Consider the following 24,935-nt stretch of genomic DNA (forward strand, 5'->3'; position numbering starts at 1 on the left):
GAACGACTTAACCTTCACGTTTTTTGCTGGCTACAAATCCTGCTAAAGCTAGTGAGGTCATGCCAAAGAGGCTAAGGACGGTTGAAGCCAATTCATCTTGACCTGTTTTTGGAAGACCAGTTGCTGGTGTAGCAGCTACTTCAGCTTGACCGCCTGTATGATAAGTGACAGCGACTGGTTTGTTTGTTGCCACTTCTTTTGTTTCGCTTGCAGCTGGTTGAGCTGGAGTTACTGGAGTTTCAGGTTGAGGAGTTGGGGTAGCCGGAGTAACTGATTGACGACTTGGCACTTCATCTATCACCAGTGTCGGATTTTCTGGTTGAATCCATGGTTCTACAATCGCTCCACTGTGCACCTCTGGGTTTGGCTTGATAACATCTTTGACCAAAGAAAGAAGATGGTAGTTGATCCGATTGCTCACTTCATAAAGGAAATCATTTTCCGCAACACGATAGCCTGCCGGGAGATCCACATGGACACGATAGGAACCGTTCATCAGCATGGTCTCAAAGCGCAGAAGATCATAGATGCTTTGTGGGAGAAGTCGGCTGATACCGTCATTCCCTACCACTTTTACAACCGTTCCTGCAGGGACCGGCTGATCAAATCCAATGGTCAATTTGTTTTCATCTAAATAATGGAAAGCAAAGGTTACTTTTGGATGTGGATTTTCAGGTGAAACGGTCACCTTCTTCACCAGCTCCGTTCCCCAATCATAATGGTAATCAGATAGGGTGATCTTAGCTGTATAAGTACCAAAAGGCAAGTCTGGGAAGGTACCACCATTGTAAGAAGCATTGAACTCTCCTTCCACTACACGTCCTTGGTCGTCCACCACTTGGTAACGAACGACGGATGGATAATAAGAAATGACTTCGCCACTGCTATCTGTGAAGACGACTTCTAAGGTACCCTTTTCAGCCTTCGTTTTTTCAGACTCTGTCTCACTTGGTTGTTCATCTGAACCGGTTTCATTCGTCGGAGTCGTTTCCTCTACTTTCTTTCCTTCAATGTCCATCTCAGTGGTATTGTAGACCTTATCCCAGATGGTATAGCGAACAGTAGAAGGGTCCACCCCTTCTGGAAGAAGATAGCTACCGTCCTCTTGGGGTTCCAAGGCCACTGTTTCCCCGTCCTTGACATAGGACAGATAAGTCCCTGCTAAGCCACTACCGGTTTCAAGTACCTTACCTGGGCGGAAAATCCGTGTTGCTGGATCGTACTGAGCACTTCCAGACTCGATACTTGGAGCCGTATTGTCAATCTTAACCTTGAAGTTAAGCTCTTGTTGCTTGGCACCTGAAGCAGTTGGACGGTAGGTGATCACAAATTGGTATTCCCCATCTGGTAATTGCTTGCCGTCTTTGTCCAAGCCTTCCCAAGAGATTTCATAAAACTCTTCACTGCGATTCCCAATCCGGTAACTCCAATCTGTCTTACGGTGGACTTCGTTTCCGACCTCGTAAATCGGGTTGGTACGAGTTGTGTCCTCCTTCTTGTAGACTGATAGGTGTACATTTTCAACATTGCGAAGCATGACGGCTTTTACCTTGATACTATCAAAGCTGGAATCGTTGTTTGGAGAGAAGTAGAGTTGATCCCCGTCAAAGCGATCCCCATCCTGACCAAGAGTTTTGGCTACGGATTCTCCATTTTCATAGACATAACTAATCAAAGAGGTAAAGTGATTGTCTGGATGACGCTCTGGAGTTTCTGGGACTTTTCCATCTGGATAATCGGTCTTATCCTTGTAGTAGTAAAACGGCTTGTCGCTACCTGTATATTCGTAGATAGGCTTTTCAATGCCACGAAGATTTTGGTAATCCCCATGGAAACCAACATATGGGAGGCTGACCAGATGTTTTTGACTGCTGGCATCTTTAACCAGTACAAAACCTTCTAAGAAATAACCATTTGGCATTTGCTTGCTGAGCTCTTCCTTGTACTTGCTTGCATCAACTGCTACGTGGATGGTCCGCTGACCATTGGCTGGGATAGTCACCGTTTCCTTACCGTCTAAAGTTTCTAATAGACGAGGATGGAGGGTGAATTTGCCATCTTGAACTTGATCTGTCTGAAGAGTGGTTTCATATCGGACAGACTTATCTTGATTGGAAAGATTGTGGATGGTCACATCAAATTCAAAGGTATCAGTGACATTGCCAAGTGTCAGGCTACTTTTAGCATCTTTTGCTGTCACATAGAGGTCTCCTAGAGCTGCTGCTGTGACGTCCATGACCCCCGCTCCTTGCTGACGAACAGAGGAATAGGCATGCGTTTCCTCATCTACATGAGGGATCGCTGTACTCATAGTCATTTGTTTGACTAGAACCTGTAGTTGTTCTGGGCTAAGATGAGGGAAGCGCTCCTTCAAGGCTTGTTTCACCAGTGCAGTGGCTCCCGCAGCATGAGGAGAGGCCATGCTGGTTCCCCTATCCATATAGTACTCTCCATTATTAACAGATGAGTAGATCATTCCTCCTGGAAGGGTGACATCCGGTTTGAGATCCCCATCAGCTGATAGCCCCCAAGATGAGAAGTCAGATAGTTGATTGGCTGCATCGTAAGGCACACGTTTGAATTTATTGGCAATATGGAGCTGGTAATCATTGGCATGCTGAGCCAAAACAAGTCCAGCAGCGTGGCCAATAACCCCAACTGGGAATCGTTCTCCGAGCCCTTCTAAATCAAAGCCTACAGGATTATTTCCCTGTTCCTCTGTTTGGTAAAAGATCACACCTGTAGCACCAGCTCTTTTGAGCTCTTTGACCTTGTCCACATCCGAAACTTCGCCGCCTCGCTCAGTAAGAACTAAGTGCCCATTGATACTATCTGCTTGGTAGTGGTCGATCCCTCCCTTGTCCACATGGAGATAGCTTTGAGGGATGGTTGTCCGAAAAGCGTCGCGTTCTACAAAGGAATGCATCGGAATCTTGCCATCTGGGAAGTCCACGGAACCTTTTAACGCATCTACGGTCAGGCTTGCTTCTGTCGACTCATGCTTGGTGAGACTATTAATAGACGCGACTGAGATGACATTTGGATTGACGGATGGCGTCCCTGTCATTCCGTAATCTGGTGTGGTGGCCAGTGGCTTGCTGTGCCAGAAGCCATTGGTCGCCATATTGGTAGAGGCAACTGTAATGGTTACCCCCGCCTTTCTTGCTGTATCAAAGGCCTGGCGGGTGATCTCTCCAACATCATAAACAGAACCTGATGCTGTTCCCAAACTCATATTGATGGAATCCGCCCCTAATTTGACCGCATCTTCTACCGCCTTAGTGTAGATGAAATTTTGAACTTGACCGCCCTTGGTATCTGAGAAAACACGTAAAAACATCAGTTGGGCTTCTGGAGCAACACCACGGATAATTTCACCATTTGGAGAGGGTTGAGAGGCGTTTCCCACAGCAGTTCCTGCTACGTGAGCTCCGTGTGAAATTGGATCGTCTTCTTTGACATTGTCATCCATATCACTGTAGTTGTGAACGTAGACGATTTTATTGTTGTACCATTTACCGTAAGTGATCCCCGCTTTTTTCTTAGCCTCTTCAATTTCCGCCTCACTCTTGTACTTGGCCTTACTGATATCTGTTAGACGGAAAACATCATGGGCAGGGTCCACACCGGAATCAATGATCGCAACTACCTGCCCTTGACCCTTGATTCCCTTATCCCAGAGTGGTTGTAAATTGATCAGACTATTTTCTTCACTGACCTTGGTCGTAGTTGAAGTCGGTGATGCAGGTGCGGGCTGTGTTTCCGCCACTCTGGTCCGACCAAGTGGAGCATAATCTACAGCATCCACACGCGCTAGTCCTCGAATCTTTTTAGCATCTCCATAAGTCGTCTCTAGAGCCAAGCCGTTAAAAAGCAGATTAAAGTCATACAATTTTTTGAATTGAATGGATTGCTTTTCGAGCTCTTTCAAAAACTGTTCATGATCCTGATTGGTTTTTTCAATGCGAGTTTCTTTTGAAGTCGGAGATACCTCTCCAATCCCATCAGAAACCTTTTCTTTCAAGCGAACCATGATCTCAACTGGGCTTGTTTCTTCTAAATTTTCCTTTACTGGTTCAATAGGGGTCGTAATTGGAGCAGCAACCCCATTTTCGTTTGGTGCTTCCGCAACTGAAGGTGAAGCCTTCTCTGCCTTTACTTGATTTGTAGTCGAACTGCTTGTATCGATTGAAGATGAAGGTAGAGACTGATTTGTCTTTTCCTTACTCTCAATCTCAGCTGTAGCAAGGTTCTTAGAAGCAACATCTTCTATAACTGAAGCGGGCGTACTGTCCTTAGTAGCCGAAAGTGGTTCTGCTGTTTTCTCATCTGTTACTGCGGTTTCTGGCACCACTACAGAAGGCTCTACGACAGAGGGTGTTGGTACGATCGTATCAGCTGAAACGGCTGAACCCATTAGAAAGGTACCAATCAAAACAGAAGCGACTCCAATTGCGTATTTACGAATGGAAAAACGCTGTTGTCGATGAAATTCCATAAAAACTCCTTTTTACACACTAGGTTAAGGTAGCTTCACACTACCTTAACCCTTATTTTATCCTTGCAACTAAACTAATAGAAGATTATCCTTGATCTGGACGATTTTTCTTCAAGCGGATAGCACCAAAAGTGAGAAGAAGAACCATCAAACCGATCATTCCTGTTTGTTCATTTTCTTGTCCTGTATTTGGAAGAGAAGGTGATGATTGACTTGTAACCTCCTTAGTCGACGGATCCATTTCTGATACTCTTTCAAGATCTTTCTGGAACATTGGACGGATATCTGTCTGTTTCGCGACTATTGGATGTGTCTCGTTTTCATCTGGCCGTTTTCCTTTTTCACCTTCTTGCGTCGTCGTTGACGGTTGAGGAGATGGAATAGGAGAAGATGGAACAATCGGATCCTCTACCTGATCATCTGAAACTTCGACAAAACTAGTTAAGTAGCGATTAATGCGCTCACCTACTGTATAGAAGAAATCATTCTCTACTGCGCGATAACCTTTTGGCAAATCAATATGGATCTGATAATCTCCATTAACTAGAATCTTTTCAAAGGTCTTTGGTTCGTAAAGGGTTTGATCCAACTCCACTTTTTGCCCCGTCCTTTTATCGATGGCAAAGACACGGGTTCCGTTTGGAAGCTCTTTATCAAAGACAAGATCAAAGCGATTTTTATCAATATAATGATAGACAAATTTGACCACACCTTCTGGATGCTCTTTGCTCAATTCCACCGTTACCGTTGTTGGAGATACCCAAGAGTAGTTTTGGTCTTGACCGACAACTTTTACAGTATAGGTTCCAAATGGAAGAGTTGGTAGTGGATCTTCATAATAAATATTAAATTCCTTATCAACCCGATTTCCTCGACTATCAAATACTTGGTAACGCATCATTTCTGGATATTGATTGGTCGCTTCTCCTTTTTCATTGACAATTTGTACCTCTAAGCGTCCCACTGTAGCTTCACTAGTTTCATGTGTCGGACTTGCTTCCTCTGTTCCAGTATTTTCTGTCGTCACCTCGTCTGAAACGGTCTTTCCATCCAGAGTCATGGTATTGGTATTATTGACCCGGTCCCAAATATAGAAGCGTACTGTTTCTAGATCCACTCCGTCAGGGATAAGATAGGTTCCATCTTCGTTTGGAGTGATTTCTACTTCCTGACCATCTTTTTGGTAAGAGAGGTATTTACCAGCTAGCCCACTACCCGTTTCAACAATCTCACCTGGCTTAAAGAGGCGGGTTGTTGGATCATACAGATCCTTGGTATTAGCCAATTGTGGCACTTGCTTATCGACCTTGACCTTTAAGACAATCTCTTGAGGTTTGGCACCAGGTGTGCTTGGACGATAAGTGACCACATATTGATAGTCCCCATCTGGCACAAGCTGATTGTTTTTATCTTTTCCACTCCAACGTGTCGCATACAGAATCTTACTACGATCATTGATTCGCCAGCCATAATCTGATTTCTTCTGGCTCTCATTGCCTTTTTCAAAAATTGGATGTTCTCTCTTGACGTCATCCGCACGATAAACCGTCAAATGAATATTGTCCACATTTCTTAAGACCACTGCATTGAGTTTAACACTATCATAGGATCCATCCCCATTTGGCGAGAATACGAGACTATTTCCATCATAGTGCCCGTCTTTTTCTCCCAAGACAACTTGTACTTTTTTGCCCCCTCTCCAAATAGAGCTGACTAAGGCAGTAAAGTGATCCCCTGGGTCTTTTTCAGGGTGCTCCGCTTTTTCATTTGCGTAATAATAGAATGGTTTTTCATCCCCAGTGAAGGCATAGATTGGTTTTTCAATTCCTGGTAAATCTTGATAGTTCCCTTTAAAACCAATATATGGAAGACTCACTAGGTCTTTCTTAGTTTTGGCATCTTTAAAGAAGACAAAACCTTCTAAAAAGTAACCGTTTTTCATTTGATTCGTGAGCTCACTTGTATAGTTACTGGTATTCACAGAAATCGGAACCGTCACACTTCCCATAGCAGGAACATGAATGGTTTTTTCTCCTTCTTGATCCAGTAGTTGACGCATCTTCAAGGTAATACGTCCATTCTCCACTTGATCGGTATTGACGACCGTATGGTAAGTGAATTCTTTTGCTTCTGAACTAAGATTATGTACAGTGACATCAAACGTGAAGGAATCTTTAACATTTCCAAGGGTCAGACTGCTATTTGCTCCTTTTCCACCTGTTACAAAGACATCGCCAAAAGCTGCAGCTGCAGCATCCATAAGACCAGATCCTTGTTGACGAACCGAGGAGTAACTGTTGCTTTCCTGATCAAAATGAGGCTTGGCTGTACTCATGACTAATTGTCGCAAAAGCGTATGGATTTGCTCTGGGCTATAATTTGGGAATCGTTGTTCTAAGGCTTGCTTAATCAAGGCTGTCGCCCCTGCCGCATGTGGTGTCGCCATACTCGTACCTGCATCTAAGTCGTACGAACCATCTGGGATAGCAGAGTACACATTTCCACCTGGCAAGGTAACATCAGGCTTCAACATTCCTTCAGCGGTTAATCCCCAGCCTGTAAAGTAGAGCATCTTATTCGCTTCACTATAGGGTACTTTCTTGACTTCTTGATGGAAAGTGATCGTATATTCCCCAGCATGTGTGGCTAGCTCTTTCCCGATAGAATGACCAAGTACACTGACAGGATAGAAGGATCCCCAATACCCCATGGAAAGATTTTGAAGGGTATCTCCTTGTTCTTCATTTTGATAAACAAGGACCCCTTTTGCTCCAGCTTGTCTGAGGGCATTGACCTTATCTTCATCTGATACATCGCCACCACTTTCAACCAGTGCAATTTGGCCTTTTACAGTAGCATTTCGATAAGTATCTTCTCCCCCCTTCGGTACATAAACATAAGACTGTGGTCCTTCTACTGGAAAGATCAAGCGATAGACAGGAAGGTCAATCAGACCATTCTGGAATTCTTCCTTATTTTTTAGAGCTGGAACTTCTAAACTAATTTTTGTTTCATGTGTAATGCTATTATTGAAAGCACCAATCGCTAAAACTCCCTTTTCAACAGCTGGTTCATCCATTGTTCCAGTATCCGGTGCATCTGCTTTTGGCTTAGCCTGCCAGTATCCACTCACAGCATAATTCCCTGCTGCGGCATTAATGATAACACCTGATTTTCTTGCAAACTCAAAAGCTTGACGCGTCAACGGATTGGTATCAGCTTCTGCCCCATTGACACCCCCAAAACTCATATTGATAGTATCTGCCCCCAACTTCACAGCATCTTCTACAGCCTTTGCTACAATAAAACCTTGTTCAGTCATCCCTTTCTTATCTGAGAAGACCCGCATAAAGATGAGTTGTGCCTCTGGAGCTACCCCCTTAAGTAGTTCTCCTGTTGGCACTGGTTTTGTTGCATTTCCTACTGCAGAGCCCGCCACGTGGGTCCCGTGCGAACGCGGATCATCCTCCTTGATCTCATCATTCATATCCGAATAGTTATAAGCATAAATCACCTTATCGTTGTACCACTTACCATAAGTAATTCCGGCCTTCTTCATGGCCGCTTCCATCTGCTCTTTATTCTTGTATTTGGCTCTACTCTTATCCGTTAAACTAAAGAAATTATGATCATAGTCTAGGCCAGTATCTAGGACAGCAACCACGCTCCCTTGCCCCTTGATTCCCTTATCCCACAATGGTTGAAGATTAATCAATTCATTTTCATCACTCACCTTGGTTGGGACCAGGGTCGTCTGCTTCTTCGGAAGACTCTGGTTTTCTATAGTTGTAGAAAGAGGGGTAATCTCAACGTTTTCAACTCGAGCTATCTTGCGAATCTCCATGGCATCCTTGTAATTCGTCTCCAAGACAAATCCATTAAAGACCAAATCAAAATCAGCTAATTTTTTATATTGAATTCCCTTTTCATCCAGCTCTTTTAAAACTGCTGTTTTGATTGGGAGATTATTCCGAATTTGGTCTGCAATACTTGGAGAAGTTGCTACATCCTGTTTTTTCGTCTCCAAACGTACCAAGGCCTGAACACGTGCTTGATCTGTTACAGTTTCCGAAACACCTTCTTTATTGGCTACTGAAGAGTGTTCTGCTGCTGTTTTCTCCAGTTCCTCTTTCTTTTCGACTCCCTTCTTTTCAGATTTAGGATTAGAAGCGGAATCTACATTCCCATTTGAATCTGCTGTTTCAGGAGATTTCTCAGGTGTTGGTTGCTCTTGCAAAAAAGTTTCCTTACTTGATTCGTCAGTTGGAAGAGCTTCCTCCGAATTTTTTTCCAAACCAGATAACGGTTGAACCTCTTCTTTCCCTTCTTGCGCTACAATTGCAGGTGGTTCTACCGTCCCCTCCTGTTCCTGCGCTAAAACAGCCGGACCAAAAAAAAGGCACCCGACTACCACTGATACTAAACCAACGGCATATTTACGGAAAGAAAATCGTTGTTGTCTGTCATTTCTCATAACCAGACCTCCTTGTTTATTGTAAGCGTTTACTACGCCTTCATTTTAGTCCTTCTTTTATGTAAAGTCAATGCGGTCTGTCAAAATCTAAAATAAGTATAATATTTAGTTTATTTCTGACAATTTTCCTAATCAATAGTGAAAGTAAGCGATTGGTTTTGAAGATGAAACCTTTTGGTAAAGACACCCCTCTCAATGAAAAACAAAAAGGAAGCCCTCTTAGAGAGGATGCTTCCTAGTTTTGATTAATTTTCTTCACGTTTTTTGCTAGCTACAAATCCTGCTAAAGCTAGTGAGGTCATGCCAAAGAGGCTTAGGACGGTTGAAGCCAATTCTTCTTGACCTGTTTTGGGAAGACGAGTTGCTGGTGTAGCAGCTACTTCTGCTTGACCACCCGTATGATAAGTGACAGCGACTGGTTTGACACTTGCAACTTCTTTCGTTTCAGGTGTAATTGGTTGAGCTGGGGTAACTGGGCTTTCAGGTTGAGGAGTTGGGGTAGCCGGAGTTACTGGAGCTACAGGATGGACTGGATTTTCAGGACTGACTGGATCGACTGGCGCTGGCTGTGGTTGTGGAGTTGGTTCTGGAGCAGGAGTTTCTTCTTCCACTTTTTCTACAAATGTCTTGTTGCCTAAAATAGAAGCAGACAACTTCTTCCCTGCCTTATCCAAATCTTGGATGTACTGGATAAAGACTTCTGTATCCGGATTGATAGCCCCGATCAATTTGGTATCACGGAAGACTGAGAAGCCATCTCCACCCCCATACAAGAAGTCGTTGATAATCGCCTTGTAGGTTTTGTTGCGATCAATTTCAGTTCCATCTGCCTTGTAAGCTTTCACGACCTTATATGGATTTTCTTCCGTTGCATCGGCTGGTTTGGTATAGGTGTACTTGATCCCTGCCATTTGTAAGAAGTAGAGCTCTTTCTCATCATATTGTTGGTCCAAAGCTTTATAGATTTGGTCCCCAGTAATTTCAACTACTTGAAGGATATTTCCAAATGGTTGTACCGCTTGAGCCGCTCCCCACGTTACAGTTCCGTCTGGTTTCACCACGAGATCTGCACGGATTCCTCCATTATTGGTGAAGGCAAAGTCAACATCTGGATAACCTGATTTTTTGGCAATATCTAGTTGCGCTGCTGTGACCAAATCTCCAACAGCACTTTCTTTTTGTGCATTCAATTCACGGGTAATATTTTCAGCCTTGTCTGCTGTACCGATTTTTGCTTCTGTTACTTTTTTAACCGTCGCATTGGCATCATCGATGATCGCTTGAACCTTGGCATCTTTTGCTTTGCCTTTCGATGGATCTACCGCAATAATTTTAGCAGTTGGAGCTTTGACAAAGTCAGCTGTATCTGTATCTAGGACTCCACGGACATCCGAGTAGGCTTTCCCTTGAGACGTACCTTGAACGATCAAGGTATTTCCGACCATCCCGTTTGTATATTGGTGGTTATGACCTGCAAAGACAATATCCACTGAGTTTTCAGGATAGATTTGATTTAATTTTTTGATCATGTCTGCAGCCGGACCTTCTGCGACACCGTTTTTACTTGTTGCAGCGACGTGAGCTAAAACGACGATCGCATGAACCCCTTGGTCATTCAATTCGCGGGCATATTTAGCAATTGATTCCGCTTCATCTAAAACACGGTATTGTTCATGATTTTTACGCAAGACGAGATTTGGGAATTCTGTCGTAACGACCCCAATAAATCCAACCTTAACCGTCTTGTCATTCACTGGGATTTCTTTAATTGCATATGGTTTCCAATCAAATGGAATTTTATTGGTATCTTTGTCCACCAAGTTGGCAATGACAACTTCCTGTTTGGAAGCTTCATGATGATAATCATCCACAATTTTGTTGAATTGACCAGGCGTTGGGGCTTCTCCCTTCATGATCCGGTTGAATTCACCAAGTCCTTCGTCAAACTCGTGATTACCAAGGGTTCCGTATTCAAAGTTCATTTCATTGAAGACTTTTACAGTTGGTTCATCTTGAAGCAAGGCAGAGTTAGCTGGACTAGCTCCGACCATATCTCCAGCTTGTACACGGATGCTGGCATTTGGCGTTCCTGCATTCTCCGTTTCAAAGTCTTTTTGTGAATCATTCAGATAGGTTGCCAAAAGTGGGGCTGTTCCTGCATTCTTCACAGTTTCACCTTCTAAACGAGCTGTCCCAGTTTGTTCCAAGGCGCCGTGGAAGTCATTGACCCCCATGAACTGCACTGGCAATTCATCCGCAAAAACGCTATTAATCGTAAAAACACTGAGACCCGCAACAACCGCTAGGATACTGCTTTTCAAGATAACTTTTTTCTTCATAGAATACTCCATTTTCTAATTTACGCTACTCCTCTAATCAAAAGGAGAAAGTAGAAGAATTGATTTGCTGCAATCAGCTCTTCCATTTTACTATTTTTTCGACTTTACTTCAATGTTTCTCTGAAAACTCTTTCATTTTTTAGAAAATATGTGTTTTCCAAACATCTTTTTTCATTCTTTTTCCTTTTGTTACTTGCTGTTCATCACAAAAGAGGCTGGGACAAAAGTCCTAGCCTCTCAATTATTTTTGGATTGTCGAGCAAGACGCAGTGGTTGAGTGGGCTCTACTACGCTGATTTCATCAGCTTTTACAGCCCTACTCAACTGTGCGGAGGTGGGACGACGAAATCGAATTCTAACGAATTACCGATTTCTGTCCCACTCTCTTTTCTTATTTATTCACGTTTTCCCATTTCCAGTTTTGAACTTCTGGAATGTCGTCTCCGTTTTCACGGATGTAGTCATGGTGGAAGGCGATTGTTTCATCCATCTTCGCTGCAAATGCGCTTGCTGCTTCTCCAAGAGCTGCATTAGCTGCATCTTGTGCCAAGTGGAAGCGATCCAACTCAGACATCACACGCATATCAAATGGTGTGGTGATATCCCCGTTTTCACGGTAACCATGTACACGAAGGTTATGATTGTGACGGTTAAAGAAGATATCACGGATCATGCCTTCGTAACCATGGAAGGCAAAGATGACTGGTTTATCAGTTGTGAAGACTTTGTCGAACTCTTCATCTGAAAGTCCACGCGCATCAACGGATGGGTGACGTAATTTCAAGATATCCACAACGTTGACAAAGCGGATCTTCAATTCTGGGAAGGCTTTGTGCAAGATTGTGATAGCTGCAAGAGCTTCTAAGTTTGGCTCAGTACCTGCAGCTGCAATAACAAGATCTGGCTCTTCATCTACTGAAACAGTTGATGCCCAATCGATCACCTTGTATCCTTCACGAACCAATTCTTCTGCTTCAGCTGCTGAGTAGAATTGAGGACGTGGGTGTTTAGAAGAAACGATCAAGTTGATCATATCTTCTGCCTTGAAAGCTTCATCCATCACCGCAAGCAAGCTATTGGTATCTGCTGGCAAGTACTCGCGGATATATTCAGGAGTTTTTTCTGCCAAGTGAGTCAAGATACCTGGATCTTGGTGAGTGTAACCATTGTGGTCTTGTTGGAAGACAGTTGAAGTTGCATTCAAGTTCAAGGCTGGGTAGTTTTTACGCCATGTTGTATGTGTCTTAGACTTACGCAACCATTTGAAGTGTTGAGTAATCATAGAATCCACGACACGAAGGAAAGATTCGTAAGAAGCAAAGAATCCATGACGACCTGTCAAGACATATCCTTCAAGCATACCTTCTGCTTGGTGCTCTGACAATTGAGAGTCAATGACACGACCAGCAGGGCTCAAGGCTTCATCGTAGTCTGGTTTCATACGTCCTAACCATTGACGGCTTGTACGAGTGAAGACTTCTTGAAGACGGTTTGATTTGGTTTCGTCTGGACCAAAGATACGAAAGTTATCTGGGTTCGCATCTACCAAGTCTGCCGCATACTTACCAAATTCGATCATGTCTTGAGCCATGATTTCACCTGGTGTGTTGAATTGAAGGGCATGTTTCTTCCAATCAGCTGTGTTCATTGGTTTGATCACACCAGCATTTGTGATTGGGTTCATAGCCATTCGACGGTCACCTTTTGGTGCAATTTCAGCAATTTCAGGAACTAGTTTACCAGTTTCGTCGAACAATTCAGCTGGACGGTAAGATTCCAACCATGAAAGAAGGGCATCGACATGCTCCATGTGGTGAGCATCTACTGGGATTGGAACTTGGTGCGCACGGAATCCACCCTCGATTGGTGTTCCTTCCCATGCTTTTGGACCAGTCCAACCCTTAGGAATACGAGCAATCAAGACAGGATATACTGGTTGAGTTGCTTCTTCAGCAGAACCTTTACGAGCTTCTGCTTGGACTTTCTTGATTTCTTCAATTGCTTCATCCAATTTTTCAGCGAACAAAGCGTGGGCAGCTTCGTGGTCTTCTGAAATCGCAGTGACATTCGCAAAGATTGGTTTCCAACCAAGACCTTCAAAGAAGAGGCCCAATTCTTCGTCTGTTTTGCGCTCGAAGATCGTTGGGTTGTGGATCTTTCCACCATTGAGGTAGAAGATTGGAAGGATAGCCCCATCGTTGACTGGATTCAAGAAGGTATTTGACAACCAACCAGCCATCAATGGACCTGTTTCTCCTTCGCCGTCACCGATAACTGTGGCAGCAATCACATCTGGATTATCCAATACAGCACCTGCAGCGTGAGAAAGGGCATAACCAAGTTCTCCACCTTCGTGGATAGATCCTGGTGTTTCAGGCGCCGCGTGAGAAGCGATTCCTCCTGGGAATGAGAAGATCTTACATAAGTGTTTGAAACCTTCTTCATTTTGTGGGATGTTTGGATTTAATTCAGTATAAGAACCATCTAAGTATGAGTTAGATACCATTACTTGTCCACCGTGACCTGGTCCTTCAATGTAGAACATATCCAAGTCGTATTTGTTGATGGTACGGTTTAAGTGAGCATAGATAAAGTTTTGCCCTGGTACAGTTCCCCAGTGTCCGATTGGGTGAGCCTTCAAGTCATTTTCAACGACTTCGCGCTTCAACAATGGGTTATCTTTCAAGTACATTTGAGCAGCTGAAATGTAGTTGGCTGCACGCCACCAAGCGTCTACTTTATCCAAGTAAGCTTTGCTGTTATAATCGACAGTCATCTTGTCTCCTCACAATTTCTAGACAGGTCTGTTGAACAACCTGTTCGTTTGATTAATAGTTTAAACAATCTGTTTTCGAGTCAAACAGATGATATTGAAGAAAATATTCAATATTACCTCTATTCTATCAAGAATTTCCCTTTTTGTACATTAGAAAGTAAGAAAAATATTCTTTGAACATCAAATTTTATTTCCCCACTAAAGCGGTACCATTCCCTAGAATGATACAATTGAAAAAAGACTTCGCTGATTTTTACAAACCAACAAAGTCCCAAATGAAATGGAGTCGGTTAAATGACTTTTTGACCTTTCTTGTAGACATCTGTCACTAGATTTGTCGCAAAGAAATAGAAAAGATAATCTAGATTTGGTGCATCAAAGATGGTAATGTCAGCCTGTTTGCCAACATCGAAAGAGCCGATTGTTTTAGCACGATCAACTGAATAGGCTGCATTGATGGTCACCGCATTGAGAATTTCTACTGGAGTTAGGCGCATCATGAAGCAACCCAGATGCATGGCAAACTGGAGATTGGCTGTCGGACAAGACCCTGGGTTGCTGTCCGTTGTTAGGGTAATGGCCATCCCAGCGTCCAACATCTTACGAGCCGGTGCATAAGTATCTTCCATCAAGCTAAAGGTTGTGGCTGGTAATAGATTGCCAATCACTTTTGCTGCAGCTAGTTTTTGAATACCTTCATCCGTAATCACCATCAAGTGTTCTGCGCTGGTAGATTCCAATTCAGCCGCCACATCAACACCACCAATGGACTCGATCTCATCAGCATGAATCCGCAGTTTGAATCCCATCTCCTTAGCTTTAGAAAGAAGATAGCGAGATTCATCTGCTGTAAAGACACCTTTTTCACAGAAGATATCACAGAACTCTGCTAGCTTTTCTTCCTTCACTTTCGGAAGCATTTGTTCCACAATGAGATCTAAATATTCTTGGGAACGACCCTTGTACTCTGTGGGAATCGCATGGGCTGCCATAAAGGTTGATACCAAGTCTATTTGATGATCCCGATCCAGTGCAGCGACAACATCCAACTGACGTTTTTCCGTTTCCCAATCCAAACCGTAACCACTTTTGGCTTCAACAGTAGTCACCCCATGACGCAACATGTAATCCAACAGTCGTTCGGACTTGTCATAGAGATTATCGAAGGAAGCTTCTCGTGTCGCCCGAACCGTGCTCAGAATCCCTCCGCCTTGGGCGAGGATGTCTAAGTAAGAAACACCCGCTAATTTTTTAGCAAATTCATGCTCCCGACTGCCTCCATAGACCAGGTGAGTATGGCAATCGATCAATCCAGGAGTCGCAACTTTTCCTTCACAGGATTTCACTTCCGTATGGTCATCGATCAGTTCTGGGTCTGGTTGACCTGTCCCAACTGCAAGAATCTTTCCATCTTTAATGGCGATATAAGCATCTGAAAGAATTTTTGCCTCTGCCATCTCCTTGCCATAGAGAGGATGCCCCAGATCATTCGGACAAAACAATTGGTTAAAGTGGGTTAATAGGATATCAGCAGACATATGAAACATTCCTTTCTATTTCCATTGTTATTCATTTTACAATTCTACAGGAAAAGCGTCAAAAAAAAGTCAAAAAGTTTTTCCCTCATTTTTTTTTGCTTTATTAAAAATTATATTTTTTTTTGACTCTTTATTGACGTTTCTTCGATACAATAAAGAAAATATAAATTCACAGTCCAACTATAAGGAGGGTTCTGCTATGTCATTTATAGACGAGAAAGAAATTGCAGCTGCTATGTCTGTCAAACTTGACTTTGATGTCCTACCTGAAAAGGCGACTTTTCAAGAAGGAATCCGTCGTGCACCTGATAGAGGCTTCCGCTTAACGCAAGCTCAGACTGAAATTGCCCTTAAAAATGCTTTGCGTTACATTCCTAAAAAATTCCACCAAGAGTTGATTCCAGAATTTCTGGAAGAACTAAAAACTCGTGGTCGGATCTATGGCTATCGCTTCCGTCCAAAAGATCGCATCTATGGAAAACCAATCGATGAGTACAAAGGAAAATGCACCGCTGCTAAGGCTATGCAGGTCATGATTGACAACAACTTGAGCTTTGAAATTGCTCTTTATCCATATGAATTGGTCACTTATGGGGAAACAGGATCTGTCTGTGCCAACTGGATGCAATACAACTTGATCAAGAAATACTTGGAAGTCATGACAGAAGACCAAACCTTGGTGGTTGAATCTGGTCACCCTCTGGGTCTCTTCAAGTCTAAACCAGAAGCTCCTCGTGTCGTCATTACCAACGGTCTCTTGATCGGTGAGTATGATAACATGCGCGACTGGGAAATTGCTGAAGAAATGGGAGTGACGAACTACGGTCAGATGACGGCTGGTGGCTGGATGTACATTGGTCCTCAAGGGATCGTTCACGGTACTTTCAACACCCTTCTCAATGCCGGTCGTCTCAAACTTGGTGTGCCTGATGACGGCGACTTGACCGGTAAACTCTTCATCTCGTCTGGTCTCGGTGGTATGAGTGGAGCTCAAGGGAAAGCAGCTGAAATTGCAAAAGCGGTTGCCATCGTTGCAGAAGTAGACCGCTCTCGGATCGAAACCCGTCACTCTCAAGGTTGGATTAGTCAAGTAACCGACAGTGCCGAAGAAGCTGTGAAATTGGCTCAAGCAGCACTGGAAGCTGGTGAATCAACTTCGATTGCCTACCATGGTAATATCGTAGACTTACTCGAATATGTCAACGAACACCAAGTCCATGTTCATCTTTTGTCTGACCAGACCTCTTGCCACAACGTTTATGATGGTGGCTATTGCCCAGTTGGCATTAGTTTTGAAGAACGGACACGTTTGCTGGCAGAAGACAAAGAAACCTTCCATCGCCTGGTTGATGAAACCTTGGCTCGTCACTTTGCAGTGATTAAAGCTTTGACGGCTAAAGGTACTTACTTCTTCGACTACGGTAATGCCTTCATGAAATCTGTTTACGACTCAGGCATCAAGGAAATTTCTAAGAATGGCTTGGATGACAAGGACGGCTTCATTTGGCCATCTTATGTAGAAGATATCATGGGACCTATGCTCTTTGACTATGGATACGGTCCATTCCGTTGGGTCTGCCTCAGCGGTAAACACGAAGACTTGATTGCAACTGACCATGCAGCGATGGAAGCGATCGATCCAACTCGTCGCTACCAAGACCGCGATAACTACAACTGGATTCGCGATGCTGAAAAGAACCAATTAGTCGTTGGTACACAGGCTCGTATCCTCTATCAAGATTGTATGGGCCGTGTCAACATTGCATTGAAATTCAATGAACTCATTCGCCAAGGCAAGATCGGACCTGTCATGATTGGACGTGACCACCATGACGTATCTGGTACAGATGCTCCATTCCGTGAAACATCCAATATCAAAGATGGTTCAAACGTTACCTGTGATATGGCCGTTCAATGTTACGCTGGTAACGCTGCTCGCGGTATGAGTCTCGTCGCTCTCCACAATGGTGGTGGTACTGGTATCGGTAAAGCTATCAACGGTGGATTTGGGCTCGTCCTAGACGGTAGCCACCGGATCGACGAAATCATCAAATCTGCCATTGCCTGGGATACCATGGGCGGAGTTGCTCGTCGGAACTGGGCACGGAATAACCATGCCATTGAAACAGCGATCGAGTACAACCGTCTCCATGCAGGAACAGACCACATCACCATTCCTTATCTGGCAGATGAAGATTTGGTCAAAGAAGCCGTTCAAAAATTGTTTTAACATCAAAAAATAAAAACTGAGAAAGGGGAGGAAAATACAAAGACTTCTCCTCCCCACCTTCTCCTATAAAAAGAGGTAATCATATGGCAAAAATTGTTGAGTGTATTCCAAACTTCTCTGAAGGACGCAATCAGGCTGTGATCGACGGATTAGCCGCAACAGCAAAAAGTATTCCAGGTGTCACTTTACTAGACTACTCGTCTGATGCCAGCCACAACCGTAGCGTCTTTACACTCGTTGGGGATGAAGAAAGCATTCAAGAAGTGGCTTTCCAATTGGTGAAATACGCTTCTGAAAACATTGATATGACCAAGCACGAAGGCGAACACCCTCGTATGGGGGCAACGGACGTTTGTCCATTTGTTCCTGTCAAAGATATCACTACAGCTGAATGCGTTGAGATCGCTAACAAAGTGGCCGAACGCATCAATCGTGAATTAGGTATTCCAATCTTCCTTTATGAAGATGCTGCAACTCGCCCAGAACGGAAGAACTTGGCGAAAGTGCGTAAAGGACAATTTGAAGGAATGCCAGAAAAATTGTTGGAAGAAGACTGGAAGCCAGACTACGGTGAACGCAAGATTCACCCAACTGCAGGGGTTACAGCTGTCGGTGTCCGGATGCCACTCGTTGCTTTCAATATCAACCTTGACACAGACGACCTAGAGATTGCCAATAAGATTTCTAAAATCATTCGTGGATCAAGCGGTGGATACAAGTACTGTAAAGCGATCGGTGTCATGCTAGAAGATCGCAACATCGCCCAAGTCTCCATCAACATGGTCAACTTAGAACAATTCCCATTGTATCGTGTCGTTGAAACCGTTCGTTTCGAAGCACAACGTTACGGTGTTCGCATCATCGGAACAGAACTCATTGGACTGGCTCCTGCTAAAGCTTTGATCGACTCTGCTGAATACTACTTACAATTAGAAGACTTTGACTACAGCAAACAAGTCTTGGAAAATCACTTGTTGGGTTAGAAAGGGGATCTATGAAACTAGTTGACTTAAGTATTACGGAGTTTGCCAAGGTTCTTGGTTCAGATGCTCCAGCTCCAGGTGGTGGCTCTGCTGCGGCTCTATCTGCTGCGAATGGGATTTCCCTTACAAAAATGGTCTGTGAACTGACCATTGGAAAGAAAAAATACGCAGAATTTGAAGACCACATTAAAGGGGTTCACGAAAAAAGTGCCCACCTCCAAGACCAATTACTAGAAGCCATCGATAAAGATACAGAAGCTTTCAACGTCGTATCAGCTGTCTTTGATCTTCCAAAAGAAACGGAAGAAGAGAAGGCTGCTCGTCGTGAAGCCATGCAACAAGCCTTGAAACATGCAACAGTATCTCCCTTCTCTATGATGGAGCTTATCGTTGAGGCTCTTGAAACCACCAAAGAAGCTGTTGGCAAGTCCAACACCAATGCGGCGAGTGACCTAGGGGTAGCTGCTCTGAATCTTAAAGCTGGCCTTCAAGGGGCTTGGCTCAATGTCTTGATCAACATTTCAGGAATCAAGGACCAAGACTTCGTCCAAGAATACCACAGCAAGGGACTCAAACTCCTCCAAACAGGTTCTGATCTTGCCGATAACATTTACCAAACCATTTTAGAAAGTCTATCATAAACCTACCAAACAAAAAGAAAGAAGGGATTCTATGGTTTTATCGGATATTGAAATTGCCAATTCTGTCCAAATGAAGCCCATCACCGCTATCGCTGCTGAACTTGGATTGACCGAAGACGACATTTCGCTCTACGGAAAATACAAGGCAAAAATTGATAGCAACCAACTGGAACAACTCAAGGATAAGGAAGATGGAAAGCTGATCCTCGTGACAGCCATCTCACCAACACCTGCTGGAGAAGGAAAGACAACCACCTCTGTTGGCTTGGTCGATGCTCTTTCAGCTATTGGTGAAAAAGCCGTCATTGCCCTACGCGAACCTTCTCTTGGCCCGGTCTTTGGGATCAAGGGTGGAGCTGCCGGTGGCGGGTACGCCCAAGTGGTCCCTATGGAAGACATCAACCTTCACTTTACAGGTGACTTCCATGCCATTGGGATTGCCAACAACCTCCTTGCAGCCGTGATTGACAACCACATCCATCACGGCAATGAGTTGGGCATCGATTCTCGTCGGATTACCTGGAAACGGGTGGTCGATATGAATGACCGTCAACTCCGTCATATTGTCGATGGCCTACAAGGAAAAACAAACGGGGTTCCTCGTGAAGATGGTTTTGACATCACAGTGGCTTCTGAAATCATGGCCATTCTCTGTCTCTCAGAAAATATCCTTGATCTCAAAGAACGTCTTGATCGCATCATTATCGGGTACAACTACCAAGGACAACCGGTCACAGCCAAAGACCTCAAGGCTGGAGGGGCCATGGCAGCTGTCCTCAAAGATGCCATCCATCCGAACTTGGTGCAGACTTTAGAACATACTCCTGCTATTATCCACGGTGGACCATTTGCCAATATCGCTCATGGCTGTAACAGTGTGCTGGCTACTAAATTGGCCCTCAAATATGCAGACTATGTCGTGACAGAAGCTGGCTTTGGAGCTGACCTCGGTGCTGAAAAATTCATCGATATCAAGTGCCGCATGGCCGGACTAAAACCTGCTGCCGTTGTCCTCGTCGCAACCATCCGTGCCCTCAAAATGCATGGTGGGGTTGCCAAAGCAGACTTGGCTACTGAAAATGTCCAAGCCGTTATCGATGGTCTACCAAACCTAGACAAACACTTGGCCAACATCCAAGAAGTCTATGGTCTACCTGTGGTCGTTGCCATTAACAAATTCCCACTGGATACAGAAGCCGAACTAGAAGCTGTCTATGAATCTTGTAAGAAACGTCACGTAGATGTCGTCATTTCGGATGTCTGGGCAAAGGGTGGGGCTGGTGGCCGTGACTTGGCTGAAAAAGTCATTCAACTGACTCAAGAAGAAAACCACTTTTCTTATGTCTATGACGAAGAAGACAGCATTGAAACAAAATTGACCAAGATCGTCACAAAAGTCTATGGTGGTAAAGGCATCAGCTTAACACCAGCGGCCAAACGCGAACTGAAAGAATTAGAAGCTCTTGGCTTCTCAAACTACCCAATCTGTATGGCCAAAACCCAATATTCCTTCTCAGATGATGCGAAGAAGATGGGAGCACCAAAAGATTTCACAGTTAAAATCAGTAACCTTAAGGTGGCTGCCGGAGCTGGCTTCATCGTAGCTCTCACTGGTACCATTATGACCATGCCTGGTCTACCAAAAGCACCTGCCAGTGAAAAGATTGATATCGATGCCCACGGCAATATCACTGGTCTCTTTTAAGAAAGAAGGCGTCCTATGGTGACTCTCCTTCATCTTACCCCCGCAGATTATCAAATTTCTACCTGGTCCGGTGGCCAAACCACCCAACTCTTTCTCTCCCCAGAGGGAGGAAGCTATCCAGATCGGACCTTTGACTTCCGCCTCTCTACTGCAACGGTAGAGGTTGAAAAAAGTAACTTTACCGATCTTACCGGCTACCACCGAATCTTGATGCCCTTGAATGCCTCCATTAGGCTCACCCATCACCATAAAGAAGTGGTTTTGAACCCTTTTCAAAGCTACTTCTTTGATGGGGGAGATCCTGTATCTAGCCAAGGGACTTGTCAAGACTTTAATTTGATTTACAAACCTTCTTATCAGGGGCATATGAGTGCTATATCCCCAAAAGAGAGTGTCAAAAGTCAGAGTCGCTATCAATTGATCTATGCTCTCTGTCCGCTAACACTCAAATGGGGAACCAATCATTCTCAAACCCTCCAAACTCACGAGCTCCTGGTGATCGAACAAGCATCTCCTCTTCAAGAGATGACAATCACGTTTTTACCCCATCAGTCTGGGGAGCAACCGATTGCTATCTGGACTGGACTACAATAATGTTCACAAAGGAGAAACATTATGAACGGAGCACATAAACAGTCGATTGAGGAACAAGAAAAAGCGAAATTCAGCTTTAGCGGTGCCACTCTTTACGGTATCAATGCCGTGATCGGATCTGGTATCTTCCTCCTCCCTCAAAAAATTTATTCTGGCCTCGGACCAGCTTCTCTAGCTGTCATGTTCGGAGTAGCCATTCTCGTCATGCTACTATCAGCCTGTCTGGCTGAAACAGCTGGCTACTTCGACAAAAACGGTGGAGCCATGCAATACTCAAAAGCCGCTTTCGGAGACTTCGTTGGCTTTAACGTTGGGATTCTCGGTTGGGCCGTTACTGTTATCGCTTGGGCTGCCATGTTAGCCGGCTTTGCTAAGATCTTCATCATCACCTTCCCAGCATTTGAAGGCTACAACCTTCCGATCAGTATCGGTATGCTGATTCTCTTGAGTCTGATGAACATTGCCGGTCTGAAAACCTCTAAGATGTTTACTCTGACAGCTACTGTTGCAAAATTAATTCCAATTGTCCTCTTCTCACTCTTTGCCATCTTCTTCATTTCCGGTGGCGTGAGCAAGGGCAACTTCACACCTTTCCTTCAATTGGAAAGTGGAACAAGTCTCTTCAGTTCTATTTCTAGTACAGCCGTCTACATCTTCTACGGTTTCATCGGATTTGAAACCATGTCTATCGTTGCAGGGGAAATGCGCAACCCTGAAAAGAACGTTCCCCGCGCTATCTTGGGATCCATCAGTATCGTATCTGTCCTCTACATGTTGATCATCGCTGGAACAATCGCCATGCTTGGTGGTCGCATTATGCAAACCGGTGCACCAGTACAAGACGCATTTGTCGAAATGATTGGCCCTATCGGAGCTCCCCTCGTTTCTTACGGAGCCCTTATTTCAATCGCCGGTCTAAACATCGGTGAATCCATCATGGTCCCTCGTTTTGGTGCCGCATTAGCAACTGAAAAACTCTTACCAGAAGGGCTTGGAAAAACAAACTCTAAGAATGCCCCTGTCATTGCCATTATCATCTCTGGTATCTTCGCTTTCTTACTCTTGTTATCTGGCTCTTTCGAATCATTAGCAACCTTCAGTGTTGTCTTCCGTTTCTTCCAATATATTCCAACTGCTTTGGCAGCCATCAAGCTCAGAAAAATGTACCCAGACAAAAAGGTTACCTTCCGAGTACCATTTGGTCCCGTTATCCCAGTTCTAGCCGTTGTGATCAGTATCTTGATGATTGCAGGGGACAACCTAATGAACTTTGTTTGGGGAGCCATCGGTCTCGTGATTGCAAGTGGACTTTACTTTGTTTTCCACGGCGATAAACTACATAAATCTAAAGCCCTTCCTCACTAATTTTCTTTACACACTAGATGGGAACAGAGACGGGAGCGAGGCTTGGTTTTGCTCCCTAACCCATCTAGGACTCCACGAATATCAAACCTGAGCCCTTTTCTCTATGACTCCTTTCAATTTTTTAGATCCATAGACAATGGGCCCATGTTTGGTATTCAAACCGAAGTAAACAACACTACTTCCACAGAACAACTATTCATAATCGGAGGTTTTATATGACTCAATTGATTCATTTAGATGGTAATAGCTTAACACTCGAAGAAGTCATCGCTGTAGCTCGGCACGGTGCCCAATGTGAGCTTGATGAACAAGCCAAAGAAGCCGTTATCGCATCCCGTAAAATCGTTGATGACATTGTCCGAGAAAAACGAGTCGTCTATGGTGTAACCACTGGCTTTGGTTCCCTCTGTAATGTCAGCATCTCTCCAGAAGATACTGTTCAACTGCAAGAAAACCTGATCCGAACTCACTCATCTGGCTTCGGTGATCCACTTCCTGAAGATGCCGTTCGTGCCATCATGCTGATCCGTATCAACTCACTCTTGAAAGGTTATTCTGGCATTCGTCTGTCAACTGTTGAAAAACTGTTAGAATTGCTCAACAAAGGAGTCACTCCTTATATCCCTGAAAAAGGCTCTCTCGGAGCTTCTGGAGACTTAGCACCACTTGCTCATATGGTTTTACCAATGTTGGGTCTTGGACATGCCTACTACAAAGGAGAACTTCTCAGTGGTCAAGAAGCCCTAGATCGTGCTGGAATTGAAAAGATCCAATTGGCTGCCAAAGAAGGGCTTGCCTTGATCAACGGTACAACCGTCCTAACCGGTATCGGTGCTCTTGCGACTTATGATGGTATCCAATTGCTCAAACTCTCTGATATCGCTGGTGCTCTCTCAATGGAAGTCCACAATGGGATTACCAGTCCATTCGAAGAAGATCTTCATACCATCCGTCCTCAAAGTGGACAACTGGCAACTGCTCGCAATATCCGTAACCTCCTTGAAGGAAGCAAGAACACAACCGTTGCAACCCAACAACGGGTCCAAGATCCTTACACACTCCGCTGTATTCCTCAAATTCATGGAGCCAGCAAGGATTCAATCGCTTATGTAAAAGAAAAAGTTGAAATTGAAATCAACTCTGTAACAGATAACCCAATCATTACCAAAGAAGGCCACGTCATCTCCGGCGGAAACTTCCACGGTGAACCGATGGCGCAACCATTTGACTTCCTAGGGATCGCCCTTTCTGAAATCGGGAACGTATCTGAACGTCGGGTGGAACGCTTGGTCAACGGCCAACTCAGTAAATTACCATCCTTCTTGGTTAAACACCCTGGACTCAACTCAGGCTTCATGATTACCCAGTATGCTTGTGCATCCCTTGCATCGGAAAATAAAATTTTGGCTCACCCTGCTAGTGTCGATTCTATTCCATCTTGTGAAAACCAAGAAGATTTCGTCAGCATGGGAACGACTGCCGCTCGTAAAGCAGCAGAAATTCTTAAAAACTCACGTCGCATCGTTGCTACTGAAATCATGGCAGCTTGCCAAGCCTTGGATCTCAAACCAGAAAATCATGAACTTGGTAAAGGGACAAAACCAGCTTATGAGCTGATTCGTCAAAAACTGAACTTTATTGAATTTGACAAAGATATCGAAATCTTCGAAGAACTCAATAAAGCATCTGCTGTTGTCGAAAGCGAAGAATTCTTAGCAACCATCGAAAAAGCAGTTGACTTAAGGATTCAATACTGATACAGTAAAGATAAAGCAAAAACAGAGGCTGGCGA

12 protein-coding genes are annotated in these 24,935 nt (G+C 44.2%); 7 read left to right on the forward strand and 5 right to left on the reverse strand.

The genetic code is table 11. The features are described 5' to 3' along the window. Positions 1-7: 7 nt before the first annotated feature. From PCY07_RS06015 to hutI, 5 genes are all read right to left on the reverse strand, one after another. A complete protein-coding gene (locus PCY07_RS06015; RefSeq protein WP_301355933.1) occupies positions 8-4,498 on the reverse strand; it encodes an SGO_0316/SGO_0317 family LPXTG-anchored serine peptidase in 4,491 nt (1,496 codons plus the stop codon). Between the two features lie 85 nt (positions 4,499-4,583). After that, entirely contained in the window at positions 4,584-8,972 is a 4,389-nt protein-coding gene (locus tag PCY07_RS06020; RefSeq protein ID WP_301355932.1) for an SGO_0316/SGO_0317 family LPXTG-anchored serine peptidase, read from the reverse strand. Positions 8,973-9,217: 245 nt separating this feature from the next. Then, a complete protein-coding gene (locus tag PCY07_RS06025) occupies positions 9,218-11,311 on the reverse strand; it encodes a 5'-nucleotidase C-terminal domain-containing protein (protein WP_301355930.1) in 2,094 nt (697 codons plus the stop codon). Positions 11,312-11,702: 391 nt separating this feature from the next. Continuing rightward, entirely contained in the window at positions 11,703-14,087 is a 2,385-nt protein-coding gene (locus PCY07_RS06030) for a phosphoketolase (protein WP_301355927.1), read from the reverse strand. 290 nt (positions 14,088-14,377) lie between these two features. Next, positions 14,378-15,625: an imidazolonepropionase gene (gene hutI, locus PCY07_RS06035; protein WP_195227466.1), complete on the reverse strand. Its 1,248-nt coding sequence runs from the start codon at positions 15,623-15,625 to the stop codon at positions 14,378-14,380. A gap of 199 nt (positions 15,626-15,824) precedes the next feature. Between hutI and PCY07_RS06040 the strand changes: the two genes are divergently transcribed. From PCY07_RS06040 to hutH, 7 genes are all read left to right on the forward strand, one after another. Continuing rightward, positions 15,825-17,855 (forward strand): urocanate hydratase, encoded by a 2,031-nt coding sequence (locus PCY07_RS06040; protein WP_003005205.1) that lies wholly within the window; start codon positions 15,825-15,827, stop codon positions 17,853-17,855. Between the two features lie 83 nt (positions 17,856-17,938). Then, positions 17,939-18,838, forward strand: a complete 900-nt coding sequence (gene ftcD / locus PCY07_RS06045) for a glutamate formimidoyltransferase (RefSeq protein WP_003008641.1) — start codon at positions 17,939-17,941, stop codon at positions 18,836-18,838. An 11-nt stretch (positions 18,839-18,849) separates the two neighbouring features. Beyond that, positions 18,850-19,479, forward strand: a complete 630-nt coding sequence (locus tag PCY07_RS06050; protein ID WP_301355922.1) for a cyclodeaminase/cyclohydrolase family protein — start codon at positions 18,850-18,852, stop codon at positions 19,477-19,479. Positions 19,480-19,510: 31 nt separating this feature from the next. Beyond that, positions 19,511-21,184, forward strand: a complete 1,674-nt coding sequence (locus PCY07_RS06055; RefSeq protein ID WP_301355920.1) for a formate--tetrahydrofolate ligase — start codon at positions 19,511-19,513, stop codon at positions 21,182-21,184. A gap of 15 nt (positions 21,185-21,199) precedes the next feature. Next, positions 21,200-21,778 carry a HutD family protein gene (locus PCY07_RS06060; protein ID WP_049483794.1) on the forward strand — a complete coding sequence of 193 codons (579 nt, stop codon included), beginning with the start codon at positions 21,200-21,202 and terminating at the stop codon, positions 21,776-21,778. A gap of 21 nt (positions 21,779-21,799) precedes the next feature. Further along, positions 21,800-23,143: an APC family permease gene (locus PCY07_RS06065; protein WP_049474092.1), complete on the forward strand. Its 1,344-nt coding sequence runs from the start codon at positions 21,800-21,802 to the stop codon at positions 23,141-23,143. 215 nt (positions 23,144-23,358) lie between these two features. After that, positions 23,359-24,900, forward strand: coding sequence for a histidine ammonia-lyase (gene hutH, locus PCY07_RS06070; protein ID WP_301355915.1), 1,542 nt, complete (start codon positions 23,359-23,361; stop codon positions 24,898-24,900). Positions 24,901-24,935: the final 35 nt, after the last annotated feature.

The sequence above is a fragment of the Streptococcus sp. SP1 genome, from assembly GCF_030440005.1.
In the GTDB taxonomy this organism is placed as follows: domain Bacteria; phylum Bacillota; class Bacilli; order Lactobacillales; family Streptococcaceae; genus Streptococcus; species Streptococcus parasanguinis.

Coding starts and splice junctions, on each gene's coding strand:
- hutH (WP_301355915.1), top strand. CDS start 23,359: ATGACTCAATTGATTCATTTAGATGGTAATAGCTTAACACTCGAAGAA.
- PCY07_RS06050 (WP_301355922.1), top strand. CDS start 18,850: ATGAAACTAGTTGACTTAAGTATTACGGAGTTTGCCAAGGTTCTTGGT.
- PCY07_RS06025 (WP_301355930.1), bottom strand. CDS start 11,311: ATGAAGAAAAAAGTTATCTTGAAAAGCAGTATCCTAGCGGTTGTTGCG.
- PCY07_RS06065 (WP_049474092.1), top strand. CDS start 21,800: ATGAACGGAGCACATAAACAGTCGATTGAGGAACAAGAAAAAGCGAAA.
- hutI (WP_195227466.1), bottom strand. CDS start 15,625: ATGTCTGCTGATATCCTATTAACCCACTTTAACCAATTGTTTTGTCCG.
- PCY07_RS06015 (WP_301355933.1), bottom strand. CDS start 4,498: ATGGAATTTCATCGACAACAGCGTTTTTCCATTCGTAAATACGCAATT.
- PCY07_RS06060 (WP_049483794.1), top strand. CDS start 21,200: ATGGTGACTCTCCTTCATCTTACCCCCGCAGATTATCAAATTTCTACC.
- ftcD (WP_003008641.1), top strand. CDS start 17,939: ATGGCAAAAATTGTTGAGTGTATTCCAAACTTCTCTGAAGGACGCAAT.
- PCY07_RS06030 (WP_301355927.1), bottom strand. CDS start 14,087: ATGACTGTCGATTATAACAGCAAAGCTTACTTGGATAAAGTAGACGCT.
- PCY07_RS06020 (WP_301355932.1), bottom strand. CDS start 8,972: ATGAGAAATGACAGACAACAACGATTTTCTTTCCGTAAATATGCCGTT.
- PCY07_RS06040 (WP_003005205.1), top strand. CDS start 15,825: ATGTCATTTATAGACGAGAAAGAAATTGCAGCTGCTATGTCTGTCAAA.
- PCY07_RS06055 (WP_301355920.1), top strand. CDS start 19,511: ATGGTTTTATCGGATATTGAAATTGCCAATTCTGTCCAAATGAAGCCC.